This window comes from Pirellulales bacterium (genome assembly GCA_036267355.1).
Classification (GTDB): domain Bacteria; phylum Planctomycetota; class Planctomycetia; order Pirellulales; family DATAWG01; genus DATAWG01.
This window is the reverse complement of sequence record DATAWG010000059.1, coordinates 1-19,565: the sequence shown is the minus strand read 5'-3', so window position 1 is coordinate 19,565 and position 19,565 is coordinate 1. Positions and strand designations below refer to the sequence as shown.

General features: G+C 61.8%; 13 protein-coding genes. 7 read left to right on the top strand and 6 right to left on the bottom strand.

Annotated features, from left to right (window positions below; all coding sequences use genetic code 11):
- Positions 1-70: 70 nt before the first annotated feature.
- Together VHX65_09470 and VHX65_09465 are read right to left on the bottom strand one after the other, a co-directional pair.
- Complete coding sequence (locus VHX65_09470) at positions 71-1,309, bottom strand: ABC transporter permease (protein HEX3998765.1); 1,239 nt, start codon at positions 1,307-1,309, stop codon at positions 71-73.
- On the bottom strand, positions 1,306-2,439 hold the full coding sequence (locus VHX65_09465; GenBank protein HEX3998764.1) for a substrate-binding domain-containing protein: 1,134 nt from the start codon (positions 2,437-2,439) through the stop codon (positions 1,306-1,308). Before VHX65_09465 ends, VHX65_09470 begins: the two co-directional genes overlap by 4 nt.
- Before the next feature lie 357 nt (positions 2,440-2,796).
- Here VHX65_09465 and VHX65_09460 point away from each other — a divergent pair, with 357 nt between their 5' ends.
- From VHX65_09460 to VHX65_09445, 4 genes are all read left to right on the top strand, one after another.
- Entirely contained in the window at positions 2,797-3,765 is a 969-nt protein-coding gene (locus VHX65_09460; GenBank protein HEX3998763.1) for a serine/threonine-protein kinase, read from the top strand.
- Positions 3,766-4,304: 539 nt separating this feature from the next.
- Positions 4,305-5,063: a DUF1559 domain-containing protein gene (locus tag VHX65_09455; GenBank protein HEX3998762.1), complete on the top strand. Its 759-nt coding sequence runs from the start codon at positions 4,305-4,307 to the stop codon at positions 5,061-5,063.
- A 19-nt stretch (positions 5,064-5,082) separates the two neighbouring features.
- Positions 5,083-5,754 carry a hypothetical protein gene (locus VHX65_09450; GenBank protein ID HEX3998761.1) on the top strand — a complete coding sequence of 224 codons (672 nt, stop codon included), beginning with the start codon at positions 5,083-5,085 and terminating at the stop codon, positions 5,752-5,754.
- Positions 5,755-5,817: 63 nt separating this feature from the next.
- On the top strand, positions 5,818-6,534 hold the full coding sequence (locus VHX65_09445; protein HEX3998760.1) for a hypothetical protein: 717 nt from the start codon (positions 5,818-5,820) through the stop codon (positions 6,532-6,534).
- Positions 6,535-6,790: 256 nt separating this feature from the next.
- Here VHX65_09445 and VHX65_09440 read toward each other — a convergent pair whose 3' ends face one another.
- The 3 genes from VHX65_09440 to VHX65_09430 all read right to left on the bottom strand — a co-directional run bounded on the left by VHX65_09440 (position 6,791) and on the right by VHX65_09430 (position 11,504).
- The gene (locus tag VHX65_09440) at positions 6,791-8,494 is read right to left on the bottom strand and encodes a putative maltokinase (protein HEX3998759.1); all 1,704 of its coding nucleotides are present in this window, start codon (positions 8,492-8,494) and stop codon (positions 6,791-6,793) included.
- Positions 8,491-10,488: an alpha-1,4-glucan--maltose-1-phosphate maltosyltransferase gene (locus tag VHX65_09435; GenBank protein HEX3998758.1), complete on the bottom strand. Its 1,998-nt coding sequence runs from the start codon at positions 10,486-10,488 to the stop codon at positions 8,491-8,493. The genes VHX65_09440 and VHX65_09435 overlap by 4 nt, the downstream gene beginning before the upstream one ends.
- 212 nt (positions 10,489-10,700) lie before the next feature.
- On the bottom strand, positions 10,701-11,504 hold the full coding sequence (locus tag VHX65_09430; GenBank protein ID HEX3998757.1) for a peptidylprolyl isomerase: 804 nt from the start codon (positions 11,502-11,504) through the stop codon (positions 10,701-10,703).
- Between the two features lie 724 nt (positions 11,505-12,228).
- Here VHX65_09430 and VHX65_09425 point away from each other — a divergent pair.
- Positions 12,229-13,944 carry a hypothetical protein gene (locus VHX65_09425; protein ID HEX3998756.1) on the top strand — a complete coding sequence of 572 codons (1,716 nt, stop codon included), beginning with the start codon at positions 12,229-12,231 and terminating at the stop codon, positions 13,942-13,944.
- 335 nt (positions 13,945-14,279) lie between these two features.
- On the opposite strand, the gene VHX65_09420 is transcribed toward VHX65_09425, so the two are convergent.
- Positions 14,280-15,752, bottom strand: a complete 1,473-nt coding sequence (locus VHX65_09420) for a hypothetical protein (GenBank protein ID HEX3998755.1) — start codon at positions 15,750-15,752, stop codon at positions 14,280-14,282.
- Between the two features lie 642 nt (positions 15,753-16,394).
- On the opposite strand from VHX65_09420, the gene alaS reads away from it, so the two are divergent.
- Positions 16,395-19,010, top strand: a complete 2,616-nt coding sequence (gene alaS, locus VHX65_09415) for an alanine--tRNA ligase (protein ID HEX3998754.1) — start codon at positions 16,395-16,397, stop codon at positions 19,008-19,010.
- Positions 19,011-19,270: 260 nt separating this feature from the next.
- Positions 19,271-19,565 (top strand): hypothetical protein (locus VHX65_09410; GenBank protein ID HEX3998753.1); only part of this gene is annotated, 295 nt, incomplete at its 3' end.

Genomic DNA, 19,565 nt, shown 5'->3' with positions numbered 1-19,565 from the left:
GCGGCAAGGCGCTAGCCGCCGGTCGAATGCGGCGCGGCGACCCAAAAAACCGGCGGCTAGCGCCTTGCCGCTAACGACAGTTCTGCTCGCCCCGCGCGCCTTGTCCCTGCCTTCCCTCCCAGATTTTTAGGGCGGCGAGGACCGCCAAAGTGCCCAACGTCGTCGATATGGCCGCCGTCTGATTCGCAAACAACGATGTCAGAGTGCCGGCCAACAGCGCCAGCGCCAGCACCGCGAACGCGCCGATCGGGCCGGGAAACACGCGCTGATTTGGCGCGGCAACTTGCCGGAATTGGCTGAACGCCGACGTGCAGACCAGCACCAATCCGACAACCAGTCCCTGATACATATCGGCATCCTCGTGGATGACCATCCCGACGCCGTAGATCACGACCTGAAGAAAGAGCACTCCGAGCACGGTTCCCAAGATCGTGCCCGCTCCGCCCACCAGGCTGCAACCGCCGACCACCGCGGCCGCGATCGCGTTGAGCTCATAGCTCACGCCGAGATTGGCGGGCGACACCACGGCTTGGTCGCCAATGTATAGGATTCCCGCGATCGCGGCAGTCATTGAGCCGATGCAATAGGCGAGCCATTTCACGCGCTCGGTGCGGATGCCGCTCAGCTTGGCCGCTTGTTCGTTGCCGCCGAGGGCGTAGATATGCCGCCCGACTACCGTGCGGCTAAGCAGCACCGAAAGGGCCACCGCGAGCACGAGAAAAATAATGATCGGATTGCGGACTTGAACCGCTAAATGGCGAAAGCGTTCGTCGGTAATCACGATCTGATTGTTGCGGGCGTGGAGCATCGTGTCGGTCACTTGCGCGCAGATCACGCGCGCCAAGCTTCGCAGGCCGACCAGCGTGCCCAGCGTCACGATGAACGGCGGCAGCTTCAGGATTGCGATCAGCCAAGCGTGCAGCGTTCCGACGAGAAAACCGACGAACAGCGTGCCCACGATCGCCAGCACGATGACGTGGGTGCTCAAAGGCGCGGTGTTGGCCATCTCCTTTGGCGCCATCAGCACCATCAGCGTTCCGCAAATCGTGCCGCTGAACGCGATCATCGATCCGGCCGACAGGTCGATTCCGCCGACGATGATCACCACCGCGGCGCCCAGCGAAAAGATGCCGAGCATCGCCGTTTCCCGCGCGATATTCCTGACGCTCTCGCCGGGATCGTTCCAATAGGAATGATTCGAGTCGAGCCAGTTGGTCAGGATCACCACCACTACGATGGCGATCAAGAGGGCCAACTCGTGGAAGCGGATCGGCAGCCGGCCGAGTCGTCCGGGCAATCGTGAACTCATGATCCGGTCAGGCCGCGCTCGTTGAGCCAATCCTTGAATTTCGGCAACGTGAAGAATTGGACGGTCGGGCCATATTGGCTAAACAGATTGGCCGTCAGCGGCGACTTATCGTTGGGCACGACGACGCGGATATCCGTGTTGTAGATGTCGCCCCCCTCCTTGCCTTGATCGGGCAACATCTTCTTGACCGTGGCCGTGTCGTCTTTTGCCAACGCCTCGAGCAGCCGCACGGATTGGTAGCAAATATCGTAGGGATTCTGCACGACCATGACGTCGATGTTTCCCTTGCCCATTTGCTCGATCGCGCCGGCTTCGCAGTCGAAGGTGGCGACTGTCAGCGAGCTGCGGCGGTCGGCATGTTCGCGCCCGACGACGTCGCCGATCAGCGGCGCGTTGTACGACCAGATTCCAACGAGAGCCTGCAGGTCAGGATGATTTTCGAACGCCTTGCGGACGTTGCCTTTGGCGACCGACAAATCGGTCCCGTCTTCCATCCGGTCGAGCTCTGGATACGAGCCGCCGAGTGTTTTCTTGATGCCGTCCATTCGGTCGATGGCGTTTTGCGCGGTGCGAAATCCGACGAAATCGACATAGCCACCCTTCGCCGCTTTGCGATCGTCGAGCAAATGCTTGGCTGCATCGCCGAGAACTTCGCCGGCCCGGAAGTTGTCAGTGCCGATGTAGGCCTCTCGGGCATCGCGATATTTCGCCCGGTCGACGTCGCCGTCCATGCAAATGACATGCACGCCTTTTTTCCGAAGCTTTCGCATCTCCTCGACGATGGCCAGATTATCGGCCTTCACCGGTGAGATCGCGATGCCGACGATATCGTGTTGCGTGCTCAACTGCCGCAGCACGTCGATTTGGCCCTGCTCCTTTTGATCGTTCGTTGCGAACACGGCCTCATATCCGGCGTCGGCCAGCTTTAAATCCTTCGCGGCCAGCTCCATCCCCTTGCGGCCGGTTTCCCAATACGACGACGGCGTGTTGATCAAGAGGACGATCCGCTTCTTACCGTTGGTAGCGGGCGATTCGTTGCATCCGCCAGCGATCAGGGCGATCGAGCAAGCGGCGGCAAGCAGCAAAAATTCCGGCAGTAAAACGATCGAACGAGCCGTGATTCGGCCCATGGTAGAACTCCTCTCGAGAGCAGATTTCTTTTCAGCGATATCCCCGCATCGCGCTTCGAACAGCGCGAAAACGCGATTCTAAGCTCCACGACAGCAGGGAGCAAGAAGCGAGCGGCGACGGCGTGACGAACGCTTTGCGTCCTATTTACATGGGGGCCCGGAATGCGGCCTGATGACGCGGAGCGTCTGCCGTCGTCTTCGTACCTCAAGCCTCACAGTCTCAAGCCTCACAGCCTATTCTCAAGCCTTGACCCTCGTGCGACCGATGCAATCGATAGACCCAGTTCTTCAAGACCCTGCCGCACGCGCCGCGGAACTACTCTCGGCGCTGTAAGCGGGTCGCTTGCGCCCGCACGCATGACCCAAACCACCGAATCCCTCAAACTGCTCCGCGCTGCCGCTGTGCGCTCGTGGGTGCCGCATCCAGCGGCCGAATTGCGCGCTTCCTCGGCCGAGCCAATACCGACCGAGGCCGGTTCGTGGCGGCTGGAAGGCGTGTTGGGCGAGGGAACGCTGGCACGGGTGTTCGCCGCCCAACCGGTGGGAAGCACGGCAGGCCGCCCGGCGCCGTATGCGCTGAAAATGCTCCGCCCGCGCTGGCACGACCGGCCGGAAGCGATCGCCCTGATGCGCCGCGAGGCGCTCGTCGGACGGTCGGTCGCGAATCCGCATCTGGTGGCGATCCTCGTGGCCCACGTACAGGAGTCGCCGTATTTCGTCGTCATGCCGCGGTTGGCCGGCGAGACGCTCGCGGCAGTGCTCGCCCGCGACGGCACGCTAGACGTGTTGCGAGCCCTCTGGATTGCTCGCCAGACGGCCGAAGCCCTTGATGCGTTGCACCGCCAGGGATTCTTACACGGCGACGTGAAGCCCAGCAATATTCAGTTGGCTCCCACGGGCCACGCGACGCTGTTGGATTTGAGCTTTGTCCGGCCGATGAGCGATAGCGGCCCGGCGCTCGACACACCGCTGATGGGAACGCCCAGTTATCTCGCCCCCGAGCAGATTAGTTCGACCTTGCGCAACGATCAGCGCAGCGACATTTACAGCCTCGGCGCGGTGCTCTACGAAATGCTTGCCGGCGAGCCGCCGTTCGCGGCCCGAGAGCTGGCCGAGCTATTGGAATTGCACCGCCAAAATCGGCCGCGGCAATTGCGGTCGGTGCGGCCCGACGTACCGTCGCCGTTGGCCAAGCTGATTGGTGAGATGATCGCCAAGGAACCGCTCCGCCGGCCGCAAACGATGGGCGAGGTCATCCGCTCGCTGGTGCGGCTAGAGATCGACGAAGGCGCAAGCGCCGCGATGCCGCTCGATTTCGCGATTTAGCGCCGCTGCTCGCTTGCCGTTTTTGGGCATGGCGGCTCACGCGGCCTTCGGCCGCACTCAACGTATCAGGCACACTCTATGTGCCGTCGGCCCCGCTCGGGTGCGCAAGCCACCGCGAAGCGCGGATGGCACACGGGAGTGTGCCTGCTACAATAAAACACTTTCGTCGATCCTTACAAAGAATTCGTGTGTTCGTGGCGCGGAGAACACGGCGAGGGTCGGAAAGCATCCAAATGAACGGAGCAAAACCCTCTGAGATAGGCGGTGAAACAGATGCCCCTTGGACTCGGCTTAGTCGTCTCGGCGACTCGGCGGCAAGAAAAGAAGCCGGCGAGACTCGCATTTCGATTTCCTGCCTGAAAAATTTGCGAAACCGGAGGCCTCTTCGTGGGTTTAATTAAATGGGGAATTTGGTGCCCCCAATCAATTCGTCGGTAGGGACACGTGCGCGGATGTTTGAAAATCGTCGTAAACTCAATCGTGGCAAGGCTCAGCGTGAGAGATTGCCGCTTTTCGCAACGCACGGTTGCGGCGGGGAGATCGCCCGACCAGGTTTCACGTTGGTCGAGCTATTGGTCGTGATCGCGATCATCGGCGTTCTGATCGCCATGCTATTGCCGGCAGTGCAATCGGCCCGGGAAGCCGCGCGGGTCAAGCAATGCCAGTCGAATCTTAAGCAGCTTGGCCTCGCCTACACGCAATATCTGGATCAATTCGCCCACTATCCTGCGGATTGGAACGCCGGGCCGCCGCCGGTTCCGCCAGGACAGCAGCATGGTCCAGGGCTCGTGCTGTATAAATGGGTCGACGGGATAACCTACTATCCGCCGAATATTGCCATGGCCCTCGCGCCGTATTGCGAAGGGCCCCCCGAACCGCAGATCACGCAGAACCAACCGAATGCTCTGGCGCAATTGGCCATGATGCCGGTGTTTCAGTGCCCGGACGACAATGGCGGCAGCTACACCTACACCGATCCATCGTCGGGCAATACGAACACGGTGACGGTGCCGAATCCGTATTTCCAAACCACGGGCACCAGCTACGACGGGCCCACGAGCTACTGGAACCCGATCGTGGATGCGAACCTGCATATTCTTGGTTTCCAAGGCGTGCCGCGAAATCGTGGGGGCGTGTCGCAGCGCCGCGGCGGCACCGCAAGCCAAATGAGCAGTTCGCTGATTCTTTGGCTCTATGATATCGATAATTTCCACGGTTCTTCGGGAAGCGGCGTGGCCATGAATTACCTCTACGCCGATGGCCATGTCGACGACGGAATCGCCAACAACTCGCAATAGAAATCTCGGGGGGATCGCCATGAACGACGCGCAGACGAATCTCACGCTCAAACAGCGCCGCCGCATGCAGGGATCGGCCTCCCCTTCCGACGAGCAACAGCGGTCCTGGAGCGGGGAAATTTCGCGGACCGTGGCGATCTTGATCCTGCTGCTCGCCTTCGGCGTCGGCACGGCCCTGGGCATGGTCTACTTCAGACCCGATCCCCGCTTGAAAGAACTCGACGATCTGCAAGCCCTGATGGCCGACGCAGGCTCCGACATGCCCCAAGATATCCGCGATATGCTCCGCGACCAGTTTGAAAACGTCAACGATCGACTTCCTTACGGCGAGCGCCGGATGACCCGCGAAGATTGGGGCTTTTCCCGGGCCTCGGCCTTCCTGGCGAAATCGTCGGCCGACCAGCTCGCCGACTTGGAGCGCATGGTTGCCCGTCAAAAGCAGCGCGAGGAAGATCAGGCCCAACGCGAACTCGAAGCCGCCGCCAACGGGAGCAATGCGAATACCGGCACAAGCAATGGCAACAGCAATAACAACGGCGGCCGTGGCCGCGGCGGTCGCAACGACGAGCAGCGGGCTCAACATCAAGAGCAGCGGCTCGCCAACCATCCGCCGGAACAACGGGCTCAGTTCGGCCTGATGCGGCAGATGATGAATGCCGTGCGGCAACAGCAAGGCATGGGTCCGCGGTAAGGCTGCCCCCTCTTCGCTCCGTCTAGTAAACGCCATTCCCGAACGCAAGGATGGGTGAATCGGATGAGCGATGACCAAACCAACCTGAATCTTCGCCAGCGCCGCCGTTTGCAGGAATCCACGGCAGACGGCGTGGCCGCCGACGGACCCGCCACTCCGGAGGTCAATCATCGGCGGCGTTGGGCGATTCTGGTCGGAGCGCTGATGATTCTTCTGGCGGGCGGAGCCGCCTGGGCTTGGATTCATTTCCATCCGGGTGTCGATCCGCGGCTGCAAGAGATTTATGCCCTGCAGGGCGACATCGCCAAACTCAACAATCCCATGAAGGATGGCGGCCCGCTGTTTCGCCAAATGCACGACAAAGTCGAGGCCCTGCCGGACGATCTCAAGGCCGAAGTGCGGCGCAAAGGCCCGCAAATGTTTCGTGGCCGAATGCAAAAGTTCTTTGCCATGTCGCACGAAGACCAATTGGCCGAGTTGGACAAGATCATCGCGGGCATCCAGTTGATGGAAGCGGCCCGCAAGGCCGGACAGATGTTCGGCGGCCCGCCGCCGGCCAACAGCGGAGCCGCGAATTCGACAGCGCAAAGCGGGAATGCGTCGCCGCCGCCGCACGGCCCTTGGGGCAGCGCGTCCGACTCGCAGCGCGTGCAGCACCTACAGAGCATGTTGTCCGACATTCCGCCCGAAGATCGGGCGCAGTTCAACCTGTTCCGCCAGATGCTCACCGCCCGGATGCAGCAACAAAACATCCAGCCCCCCGGCGGCGGTTTCTTCTAAGGCTCGGCCGAAAACGTCCGCTTTTCGCACCCGTGCGGCGGAGCCGCGACCAACGTAGCAGGCACACTCCGTGTGCCGCCTGCCCTGCTCCGTGCGCAATCCGCCGCGGGGCGCCGACGGCACACGGAGTGTTGCCTACTACGATAAAAACACTTTCGTCGATCCGGTGGTGAGAAAAGAAGTCCGCGAGGCGTATTGCACAAAATACGCAATTTCGCAGACCCTACCTTCGATTGCCTTCCTTGCTTGCGGGCCCCTATCGAGACGGGCCGAGCAATTCGAGCAAGCCGGAAAGCGGCACTTCGACCCAATCGGGGCGATTGTTTAGCTCGTAGGCCAACTCATAAACCGCTTTTTCCAGCACGAACAATCCGAGCACCCGATCGCAGATCGTCGCGGAGCGCGGCAAGAAGCTTCCGGTCGCTGCCGTGGAGCGGTATGCGCCCAGGAATGCCGAGAGCGACCAGCGATACCAACACGCGGCTGCTTCGCGCAGCGCATTTGGTTCCATCGCTGGTTGTTCGTTCGATCGCAATTGCTGGAACAGACCTTGCGACGACGCGTAGTGCAATGACCGAATCATGCCGGCCACGTCGAATAGCGGCGATCGCTTGGCACGCCGTTCTTCCAACGAGCGCGCCGGTTCCCCCTCGAAGTCGATAATCATGAAATCGTCGCCCAGATCGAGCACTTGGCCGAGATGATAATCTCCGTGGCAGCGAATCCGCTTCCCGTCGATGGGTTCGACGACGATCTCATCGAACCGGGCCAGCAACCGTGCCTCTTGGGAGAGCACCTGTCGAGCCGCCGGCTGAACGTCGGCCGGCACTTGCGGCAACCGTTGGCGCAGCAGTTCGCATGTCCGCGAGGCGAGGTCGCGCATCGACCAGCGCAGGGACTGTTGTTGTTTTTCCGTAAATGGCTCGGGCACGAAGCGGGCTTGCTCGGTGTCGGAAGCCAGCGCCAAATGCAGTTCGGCAGTGCGACGGCCGAGCAGCGCCATTTTGCGAAGCTCGTCGCCCACCAGAGGTTCGGCGGCCACGATCGGCCGTCGGCCGGCCATTTTCCATGGCGAGACGTTTTCCAGGCCCTTTTCACTCGCCGCTGCCTGTTCGTGCGTCGGCTCGAATGTGTTGTTTGCACTGGGGCGATCCTCGGGCAACAACTGCGCGATGCGACCGAAATACACGGCCAACTGATCTAGCGTCGTTTGCCAAGCCGATTTGCCGGGCGTGAAACGTTGCAACAGGCCTAGCGTGAGCGGTTCGCTTTCGGATTGCGTCGACTTATATTCCAACGAGCCGCATAGTGCCGGCGTGTGGGAGAACGAACCGCTCGCGGCAAGGAACCGGCCGATTTCCAGTTCAGGATTCACGCCCGGCACGAGCTTGCGAAACAGCTTCAAAAACAGTTCGCGGCCGAAGACGACGCAACTATTGCTTTGATCGGCGGAAAGCGGCGTGGGAGCGAGGTTAGCCGTTCCGGCCTTCATCACCTCGCTCAATTCCGGCACCGACGCAGCGGCAATCATCCCAGCCGGCCGACCCAAACCACGGATCACGGGCGGCAGCTCGGCGGGGCCGGTGGATTTCCGGTTTCCCGACATGAGTTCCAGAAGTCCCGCGGAAAAATCCCGGTCGGCCAGCGCCTCGGCCAAAAGCGACGTCGGCTCGCCGGCCCCCTGCTCGACTCGATGCACCACAGCTTCGGGATGCTCGGCCGCCAGGCGGTCGGCCGCTTCCCCCCGGCGCCATACATACATCAATTGATACAGCTCCCCAGGTCCGAACGTGTATTCGACGCGGATCAGCATCAGCCCAGCGCCGGGAAGCGGAAGCGGCAACGTATCGGCGGGATCGATGCGCACGATCGCCCGCGCCTTGCCGGCAAACCATCGCCGCGACGTCAGCCATTGCCGCAGGCTGATCTTGAACGCCGGATCAAGGATTTCGCGTGTCATGGCTCGAACACCTCGACACCACCTTCGCTGCGCAGCCAACGGCGGACCTGAAAAACATGCGCCGCAACTTTGTCCGGCGCCAGCTCGACATAGCCGTCGCTTCCACGCCATCCATAGCTCTTGTCGCTTAGCAAATCGTGCATCAGATAGGGCTGGTCGCCGGGAATCCCCAGCCGATCCAACTGCAAATGCACCATGCCGGCCTGTGCGACGCGCGGATCGAGATTCGCAACCACGACGATGCGATTGCTGAAATCATCGGTCCGCTTGCTATAGCAGAGCAATTGTTGGGCCGCGTTGTCGACGGGATGAAATTCGATATTCGCATCGCGCTGCAAGGCCGGATTCCCGCGACGGATGCGATTCACGCGTCCGATCAATTCCCGCAGGCTGTCGGGCCGATCGAGGGGCCAAGAGCGCAATTCATATTTCTCCGAGTTGAGATATTCCTCGCTGCCGGCGCGCATCGGCTGCGATTCGCAGAGTTCGAACGCTGGGCCGTAAATGCCGTAGTTGGCGCCCAGCGTGGCGGCAAGAATGAGGCGCGTCACGAACGCGCCGCGCCCGCCGGTCTGCAAATATTCCGGAAGTATGTCCGGGGTGTTAGGCCACAGATTGGGACGAAAAATGTTGCGAAGCTCCGGCTGCGTCAGTTCCTGAAAATACTCGGCCAGTTCTTGCCGCGTGTTGCGCCAGGAGAAATAAGTGTACGACTGCGTGAAGCCCAGCTTCGCCAGTCGATACATGATTTTCGGCCGGGTAAACGCCTCGGCGAGAAAAATCACGTCGGGATATTGCCGCCGGATGTCGCCGATCAACCATTCCCAAAACGCGAACGGCTTGGTATGCGGATTGTCGACGCGGAAAACGCGCACCCCTTCGCCGATCCAAAACGTTACGACGCTTTTCAACTCCTCCCACAATGGCCGCCAGGCGCTCGTCTCGAAATAGAATGGATAGATGTCTTGATACTTCTTCGGCGGATTCTCGGCGTATTGGATCGTGCCGTCGGGCCGCCGCAGAAACCACTCCGGATGCTCGGCCGCGTAGGGATGGTCGGGCGAACACTGGTAGGCAAGGTCGAGGGCGATCTCGATGCCATGGGTTTTGGCGGCGGCCAACAAGCGGCGGAAATCCTTGATCGTGCCCAGTTCGCGATGGCAGGCTTTGTGTCCGCCGTCGGCCCCCCCGATGGCCCAAGGGCTGCCGAAATCGCCGGGCTGCGCCGTGGTGGCGTTGTTTTTTCCCTTGCGAAAGGCCATCCCGATCGGATGGATCGGCGGCAGATACAAGATATCGAAGCCCATTTGCGCGACATACGGCAGCCGCGCCTCGCAATCGGCAAAGGTTCCATGCCGCCCGGGAACGGCGCTCGCCGAGCGGGGAAACATTTCATACCAAGCGCTGAAGCCGGCCAAGGGCCGCTCGACCGAGAGCCGCAATTCCGGCTCGTAGGTGGTCGACAACTCAAGGTCGGGATATTTTTCCATCAACTCGAGCAACTCGGCATCGACCGCCAAACGCGATCGCGCGGCAGCGTCATGCGAGCCGTCCAGAATGGCCGCCAGCGCCGTCAGCCGGACTCCATCCGCGCCGGGCCCGGCGCGGTCGGCTGTCTCTTCAACGAGGCGAGCGCCGATCGCGAGATCTACCAACACGTCGCTCCCCGCGGCGACGCGCTTTTCGAAATCGTGCCGCCAGGTTGAAAAGCGATCGATCCAGCCGCAAACCGTGTATCGGTAGGTGCCGAGCTGTTCGACGACGAAGCTTGTCCGCCAACGATCGTTACCGAGCGGTTCGAAGGGAAGCTGCGACCAATGCTCGTCGTGTTCATGGCGCAAGAGCAACACCGCGCGAACTTCGTCGTGTCCGTCTGCGAAAACATTCGCCTCGACGACGACCGTGTCGTTTTGAATCCGTTTGACCGGCCAGCGGCCGCCGTCGACCTGCGGCGAAATCCCTTCGATCGCGACGCGGCGTCGGCCGGCATCCATATCCTGCACCATCTCAGCCCTTCTGATAAGCCGCCTGACGAACGGTAGAACGATTCGCGCGCGGGTGCGCGCCAGCGTGGCCAGATTATAGCGTTCGAGCCACGAACCAGAACAAGGCCACTCGCCGGCGACCGCCGCAAGAAGTTGCACATCCCGTGCCGCGCGGCGACCAGCAGAAACGAAGCCGCGCTTTGGCTTACCGGCCAATCTCTTCACCGCACCAAATGAACCCACTGGATGCGCACAGGATTGACTGGCGTCGAGGTGAACTTGTCGGTGTCGTGCAGCGGGGTCGTGCCGATTTGGTCGACCACCTCCATGCCCGACACCACCTCGCCGAACACGCAATAGCCGTAGAGAGAAGCGTCGGGGGCCTTGAACTCGCGCGGCTGCCCGCGCACGTTGCGAAAATCGACGACCTTCGTCGGGGCTTCTTTATTGTCGAGCGCCGGATTGTCGGCCAGATTGATGAAGAATTGGCAAGTCGAACTGTCGACCGAATCGGGGCGGCGGGCCATGGCGATCGTTCCGCGGCGGTTCTTCAGCCCATTGTGAGCTTCATTGCGAATCGGCGGTCCGGTCGGCTTCTCCTTGCCAAACGCATCGTAGCCGCCGCCGAGGATCACCACGCCGGGCACGACTTGATGGAAGAGCGTGTTGTCGTATTGTCCGCGGTCGAGATAGGCGAGGAAATTATCGACCGTGATCGGTGCGTGTTCGGCGTCGAGCTTGACGGTGATGTCGCCGAGGCTCGTATGAAATTGCACGATCGGATGTAATCGGTCTGGGTTCGATGCATTCGTCGCACCGCCCGGCGCGATCGATTCGGGGGATCCTTCTCCGGCCGAAATGCTAGCAGCGGGCAGCGCCGGGGCACCGTGCGAACCGCAGCCCGTAGCCGAGATCGCCAATGCGGTTAGCAGCGCGGCGACAGAGAGCATCGCGAGGGCCGAAGCGGCGCGATGCGGCGCGGTGGAAGACAAAACGATCGGGTAGGAATTCAGTCGCGGCGACATGATTGCGCTCCATGCGGTCGTGCGGCGCCAAATCCTTTGGCGGCCGGGGCGTTTTTGGGGGGCGTATCATCGCCGCGCCGACCATTTCGTGCAACGGCGATTTGCCCCGCCGGCAAAAATGCGAAAAAAGTCTGAAAAACTTCGGGCGATCCGGCAAGGACGATCGTATTGGTAATAAGCGACCTGGCTGGGGGGGGCGAACTTGCGGCCCTATTGCGGTTGCCCGCGATTGGCAAAATTGGTTGCTGCGGCGTTGGGGGATTGAAGCAGCAAATGCCGTGGTCGGGCCAAGCGGCGCTCACCGCGGGCGGCGGCGAAGGGATTGAGGCGAGCCTATTCAGGCTCGGAATTCCCGCGGATTAAGCCGATTGTGCGGTTTGTAGGAGGGTGCGTTTCCACAAGCTGCGGCAACGACTTTATCTTTTTGCCCTATACTACTTGTGTAATCGGTTAGGTCATGGCATACATAAATGTAGCTGCGGACGGTCACGTCGATGAAATCTCCCATGCTGGAGTCGCCGCTGGGGCGCGGTCTTCGCCTCACGCTGTATTCAATTTCGCAGTGTTCAGTTTCCCAGTATCCAATTTCGCAGTATCCAGTTTCGCAGTGTTTGGTTTCGCAGCACGCAGCATCGCAGCGGTTCGTTTGCGGTGACCACCGGCCGGGCGGTTCTTTTCGCACTTCCCATTTCACGTCTTCGTATTCCGAGAGAGGGTTCTGAACATGAGTATTTCGTCGCGGGGTGGAGCACAAACAAACGGCGCGCGCCCGAAGGCGCCGCTAGCAACTTGGCGGCGCGGAGCCATCCGCTGGGGATTTCTGGCGGTGGCGGCAGGAGTGGTCGGCATGATGGCCAGCAGCCATGCACAGGCCCAAATCACTGTGAAATCGTTGATCGGCAAGGCCGTTTCCGACTCCGATAGCGACAAATATAAAGACACCATCGGCGAAGCCATCACGCGCTTCATGCACCGCGATCCGAAGGGCGCTCTTGGCCAACTGATGCTCGCCAAGAAAGATAACCCGATGCTCCCGCCGGCCGACATGATGCTGGCCCAAATGTGGCTGATGGCCAACCAAGGCGCCCAGACCCGCGCTGCATTGGAAGAATGCATCAAGAACAACCCGACCGATCCGGAAGCCTACCTGGTTTTGGCCGACATGGCCTTTTCCGATCGCCAAATCGCGGCGTCCGAACTGCTGTTCAACAAGGCCCTGCAGTTGTCGGAAAATTTCAAGGAAAACCAAAAGCGGGCCAGTGATTTCAAGGGACGGGCGTATGCCGGTTTGGCCGCCGTCGCCGAAAGCCGCGAGCAATGGGATACGGCCAAAACGGATATCGAAAACTGGTTGAAAGTCGTCGATCCGAATCCGACGAAGGTGCCCGCGGCGCAACCGAACACGCTGGGCGCCGCCGCACATGATCGCCTCGGCCGCGTGCTCTTCCACGCCGATCCGGAAAACGGGCCCAAAGAGGCCTACAAGCAATTCGAATTCGCGGTGGCCGACGATCCGCGTTCGGTTTCCCCCGACATCGCCTTGGCCGTTCTCTATGAAGACGCCAAGAATCATGAACGGGCAAAGTCATTCATCACGCGTGCCGTGTCGCACCTGCCCACCGATCCGACCGATGCGGCCGCTCGCGAGTCGAACGAAGCCACGCTGTTGGCCGCGGCCCGCTGGGCCCTCGACACGAATCAGGCCAACGATGCGTTCAGCTACGCGCAACGCGCCTACAACGCGGATCCGAAGTCGAAGCGAGCCCTGGAAGCGAAGTACTACATGGGTGTCGCCGCTCGGATGAAGGGGGATTCGGCGACCGCGGAGAAGAATCTCGAAGATGTGTATATGGAAACCCCGTCGAACTTCACCGCCAGCAATCAGTTGGCCCAGGTGCTCGTCGAACAAAACGATGCTGACAAGAAGCAACGCGGCTTGGAAATCGCCATCAACAATCAGGCTGTCGCCCAAGGCGAAGGCCAGCGGCGAGACCCGGCTCGCGCCATCGAAGCCGCTTCGACGCTGGGCTGGGCCTTCTACCTGCTGAACCGGATCCCGGAAGCGGATCAGGTCACACAGGCCGTGATCAACACGAGCGTCAACGCCAGCCCCGACATCTGGTACTACCGTGCCAAGCTGTTCCAATACCACGGCAAAACGGACGAAGCCATCCAATCGCTCAAGGTTGCGACCGAGAGCCGCGGGTTCTTCATCCACCGTCAGGATGCCCAAGAATTGCTTGCTTCGCTCGACAAGGGCCGCACCAGCAATCCGGCCGGAGCCAGCGAGCCGTCAACGACGAAGACGGGAGCCTCATCGGCTCCTGCTACGCCGGCCTCGACGGAAACGCCCGCTCCCGCAGCTTCGGGCAGCAACACGGCCACGCCCAGCAGCAACACCGCCACGCCCAGCGGCGGCACGGACAAGGGTAGCAAGTAAGACCGTTGCAGGCAGCGCATTGTTTCGATCGCCAAACCTCGGCGTCAGAAATACACCCACCCCGTCCTCCACGGCTTGCCGCGATCTGCGGCGAGCAATGGCGGACGGGGTTTTTTATTATTAATAGGCTGTGAGGCTGTGAGAAGGACACGCAAGGAGCCCGCCGCTCTAGCATGAGAGTAAAGAGCACGGCTTCACATGGCGAATGACGGCCTCCGGCGCGGTAGCAATTTCTGTTTCCTTACTGGCGCTGCGGGCTCGAATGCAAAAAGCCCAAGATGGCGAGTCTTGGGCTATTGCCAGATTTCGAATTTTTGGAAACCGATCGGCCGCAATTAACGGCCATACATGCTTCCGCCCGCTCCGACGGAAACCGCTCCGCCCGCGGCGATCGACGGGCTGCCGCTGCTGTAGCTAGACGGCGGCGGCAAGCTCGGGCTGGCGGCCGGCGGCGGCGATTGGCTGCTCGCGCTGTAGTCGCCTGTGCCGGCCGGGCGGTAGCCGCCATCTGGCGAAGCGCCGCTGGCGGGGCTGCTATAGCTGCTCGAGTTGGGACTAGGGCTGGAGTAAGAAGCGGGGGCGACCGAGCTCGTCGGGCTGCTCGAACCCGCGTTTCCGGCCGACGACCAGTTGCTCGCCGAGGCCGGAGCCGCGGTTGCCGGAGTGCCGCCGTAGGTCGTGCTGCTGGGCACACTGGCCACGCTCGGCACGCTCGATCCGGACGAATAGCTGCTAGGGGCCGTCGAACCGCTGCTCGACGCGCCGGGATACGCGCTGCCATATGAGGAAGTGGGGGGCGTGCTGCCGGTTGTTGCGGCCGGCCCGGTCGATTGGCTCGAACCGGAATATGCCGAGTTGGCCGTGCTGCTGCCGTAGGCGCTGCCCGTGTAGGAGCTGCCGGCGCTAACGGGCGCGGAGCTGGGGGCCGCAGGGCTGCCGGTGTAGAGACTACCGCTATTGGAACCGCTGGCGTATGAGCTGCCTGTATATGCCGATCCACCGCCAGTAGTGCTGGGCGAAGTGTTGCTGGCCGCGGCAGCGCCGGACGGCGAACCGCCGTAGTAGCCGTTCTGTGCCTGCACATTGTTGCCAGCAGCCGGGGCGGCGGCCGCGCCATACGACGTTGTCGGATAGCCGGTGCTCGGATAAGCGGTCGACGCCGGACCATTGTACGAGGTCGGCGTGGCGGCCCCCGGCGTCGTCGAATTATTCCAACTGCTGGTGCCGTAGCCCGGCGGCGACGCGGCAGCCGGAGCGCCCGTGTTGCCATAAATCGGGCCGGATGCCGGCGCTTGCGCGGCCGGGTAGCTCGCCGGTGTGGTCGGATAACCGGCCGATGGATAAGCGGCTGGCGTTGCTGCTCCGCCCGCAGGATACGCCGATTGCGGGTAGCCCGATTGCGGATAGCTCGATTGCGGATAGCTCGATTGCGGGTAACCGGATTGCGGATAGCTGGACGGTGGGTAACCTGACTGGGGGCCTTGTTGTGGGTAGCCCGCCGTCGGATACGACGCCGGCGGATAGCCCGCGGCCGGAGTCGGGCTGCCGCCGGCATACGGATTGGCGGCCGGATAGCCGGGGGTCGCGGTTGACGATGGCAGCGTCGGACTGCCCGAGACGGCCGGCGGCGAAACGGCCGGGGCCGGCGTCGCATTGGCTGTGCTCGAGCTGCTCTTGTTCCACCATGAGTTGTTGCTCACGCTGGGACCGGCAGCTCCGGAAGAGGAAGTGTCGCCGGAAGACTTGCAACCGACGATGGCCAACAGGCCGAACGCAACCGCGGCAATGCGGGCTGTCGAAGTGCGCATGGCAGAAAATCCTTGGTTTCGCCGAGCGAAATGGCGGCAACCGCGGTCGCGATCGCCATGTCCCTTCCCTGGGCCCGAATGATTCGGCGAGTGGTTTGAAGTGAGTCCGTTCACCGGTCCGCATTCGCCTCGCCGAACACACCTCCTGTGGTTCGGCCGCCTAGACGGTCGAGCGAATGCAGCCGCGTTTGGTCTAAAGATTTCTTCGGCCGTTATAGACCCTAAGCCACATATAATCTGAAATGTTTGCGCAATCCGAGTGACTAGAATCCCAAGCCTGAATTGGGCGGGGATTATAGGAGGACGGCAAGGGCGGTCAACGGCAGTATTCCCCCCGCCGAAGTGCTAGCACCACAAGGAGGAGGAACCACCGATCACACGGATTACGTGGCTGAAGAAGACGGGGGTTGAACGCTTCGTTCACCCGCGTTTGTAGTGGTCGCTTAGCGAAGGCGCCGCGAACAACTTCTTCGTCATCCATGTCATCGGTGTGATCCGCGGTTTTCCCGTTTGACGATTTACGTCTGACCGCTGGTCTTGCCGCCGCGCCGCCGCGCGCACGTCGGCTAGTCGCTCTGAAACCAAACGGCTATCATGGGCCACTGTTGCCGCGCGACCTTTCCTCAACCGTACCAGTAGTTTATGCAAACCGACGAGCTACGCGAAAAGTATCTGGCGTTTTTCGAGTCCAAAGGCTGCACCCGCCGACCCAGCGACGTTCTGGTGCCGCGGTGGGATCCTTCGGTGCTCTTCACCCCGGCCGGGATGAACCAGTTCAAAGACCACTTCCTGGGCCGCTGCAAACTCGATTTCACCCGCGCCACTACCTGCCAAAAATGCCTCCGCACCGGCGATATCGACAACGTCGGCCGGACGGCCTACCACCATACGTTCTTCGAAATGCTCGGCAATTTCAGCTTCGGCGACTATTTCAAACGCGAAGCGATTCACTGGGGCTGGGAATTTCTCACCAGCCCGAAATGGCTCGGCCTGCCCGCCGACCGGCTGACCGTTTCGGTCTATCTCGACGACGATGAGGCCTACGGCATTTGGAACGAGGAAATCAAGCTGGCGGCGGACCGGATCCAGCGGTTTGGCGAGGCCGATAATTTCTGGCCCGCGAGCGCCCCCAGCCAAGGGCCCGACGGCGTTTGCGGCCCGTGCAGCGAAATCTTCTACCATCCGCCCACCGGCGGCGAAGTGGAGATCTGGAACCTTGTGTTCACGCAGTTCAACCGCGTCGGCGATCCGCCCAATAACCTCCGCCCCTTGCCGAGCAAGAATATCGACACCGGCATGGGACTGGAGCGCACCGCTGCCACGCTCCAAGGCGTCGACACGAATTACCACATCGATATCCTCCGTCCGATCGTCGAAGCGGCCGCGGAAGTTTGCGGGCTGAAATACGATCCGTCGGACGAAAACGGCCGCCGCCTGCGCCGCATCACCGACCATATTCGCGCTTGCACGTTCGCCGTGCATGAAGAAGTGTATCCGGGGCCGGACAAGCAGAAATACGTCGTCCGCCGCCTGCTGCGCCGGGCCATGCTGGATGGGCATCAGATGGGCGTCCGCCAGCCGTTCCTGTTTCGGCTCGTGCCGGTGGTGGCCCAGATGATGCGCCGGCCCTATCCCGAACTGAGCCAAACGATCGATCGAGTCTCGCAGGTGATCCAAGGCGAGGAAGCGAATTTTCTGTCCAAGATCGACGCCGGTCTCGAGCGCATCGAACGGCTCTTCGGCGAAGTGAAGCGGGCGGGCCGGGCCATGGTCGCCGGCCGCGATGCCGCCGAGCTTTACACCACGCACGGCTTCCCGCCCGAGTTGCTCGAAACCCTCGCCGCCGAACACAACCTGACCTTCGATTGGAAAGGCTTCCGCCAGGCAATGGATGAGCACGGCGACGTTTCTCGCGTCGGCGGCAAGAAAGAACTTTTCAAAACCGGTCCGCTCGATCCGCTCAAGAAAGTGAGCGCCGGCACGCAATTTCTCGGCTACGAAACGACCTCGGCCGAGGCCAAGATCGTCGGCATCCTGGCTCAAGACCAACTCGTGGAAATGGTCGCTGAGGTCGGCCATGAACAGCCGCTCAAGGTGATCCTCGATCGCACGCCATTCTACGGCGAAAGCGGCGGACAAGTTGGCGACATCGGCACGCTCAGCGGCGCCAAATTCCACTTCGACGTGATCGACACGCAAAAGGAAGACGGCTTCACCTTGCACGTCGGCCATCTCCGCTCCGGCCGCCTCGAACTCGGCGACAAAGCCGTCGCGCAAACCGACACCACGCGCCGCGCCGGCATTCGCCGCGCCCATTCGGCCACGCACCTCTTGCACTTCGCTTTGCAAAAGCATCTCGGCAGCCATGCACTGCAGCAAGGCTCGAAAGTCGATAATGATTGGCTGCGGTTCGACTTTGCCAATCCCTCGGCCGTCGGCGCGGAATTGGTCGAGCAGATCGAAAGCGAAGTGAACGACAAAGTCGTGGCCGCCGAACCGGTCGGTTGGAAAACATTGCCGATCGCCGAAGCCCGGCAGGCCGGGGCAATGATGCTCTTCGGCGAAAAATATCCCGATGTGGTGCGGATGGTGTCGATGGGCGAGTTCAGCAAAGAACTTTGCGGCGGCACGCATGTGAACAACACCGGGCAGGTCGGGCTGTTTCACATCGTCGGCGAAGAAAGCGTTTCGGCCGGCACGCGGCGAATCACCGCCGTCACCGGCCGCGAAGCCCTCCGCCGGCTCCGCACCGCCGAACACGCGCTTGCCGAAACGGCCGCGGCGATGCGCGTGCCCGTGTCGGATGTGCCCGCGCGAGCGGCAGCGCTCGTGAAAGAAGTGCGCGATTTGAAAAAGCACCTGTCGGCCGGCCCGCGGGCCGCGGAATTCTCGCCCGACAAGCTTTTGGCCGAGGCGCTGCATGTCGGCGACGTCACGGTGGTCGTGGCCGAGGCGCCCGGCGCCGACGCACAAGGCATGCGGCAGATCATCGACCAACTGCGGAAGAAGGCCAGCCCCGTGGCTGTCTTATTGGGCAGCCGCGACGAAGAAAAGGTGACGCTCGTCGCAGGCATCAGCCGCGAGCTGGAAGCGCAGGGCGTGAATGCCGGCCAATGGATCCGCGCGGCTGCGGAAGTGGTCGGCGGCCGCGGCGGCGGCCGCGCCGATCTGGCCCAAGCCGGCGGCCGCCACCCCGAAAAACTCCCCGAAGCCCTCGCCGCAGCGCGCGAAAGCTTCGCCGAGCTGGTAGCGAAATGATACATCCCACCGGTGCGCCGTAGACGCGGTTGAATCAACGAAACGGACTCGGGCACCGGCTATTCACGCTTGCCGGACCTAGCTTTACCGATCACGGAGCCTCTGCTAACCTTATCAGCGCGGCATTCCAGCAAATGCCGGTTTGTCACCCGACGAAAGCAGCCCACCCCGTCCTAACCCGCATACCTTAGCGGGCGACCGATGCGGTCCGGCGCCATTTTCTTTGCGAATGCGGGCGGGCGGAGGATTCCGCGAAGAAAATGATCGCGAATATTTCGGCAGCAAAATTTCGTTTCCCACGCATCCGCAAGGCAGTCTTGTCGAACTTCTCACTTTATTCGCTTAAACCGCGGATTGAGGTCGAGTTTCCAGACGGTGTCTTCTGCTTGGCGGGAGCGAACGGTTTGGGCAAGTCCGCCCATCAACAATGCTTGGCTCACTTGCAACGCCGGTGCGAGACGCTGTTGGAAACGGCCTCGCGGGGCGCGGCCCGGTTCCCTCGGGCGGTGCTGCATCGGATCGACCGGGCCTATGCCTTACGCCGCGCCTGGCGTG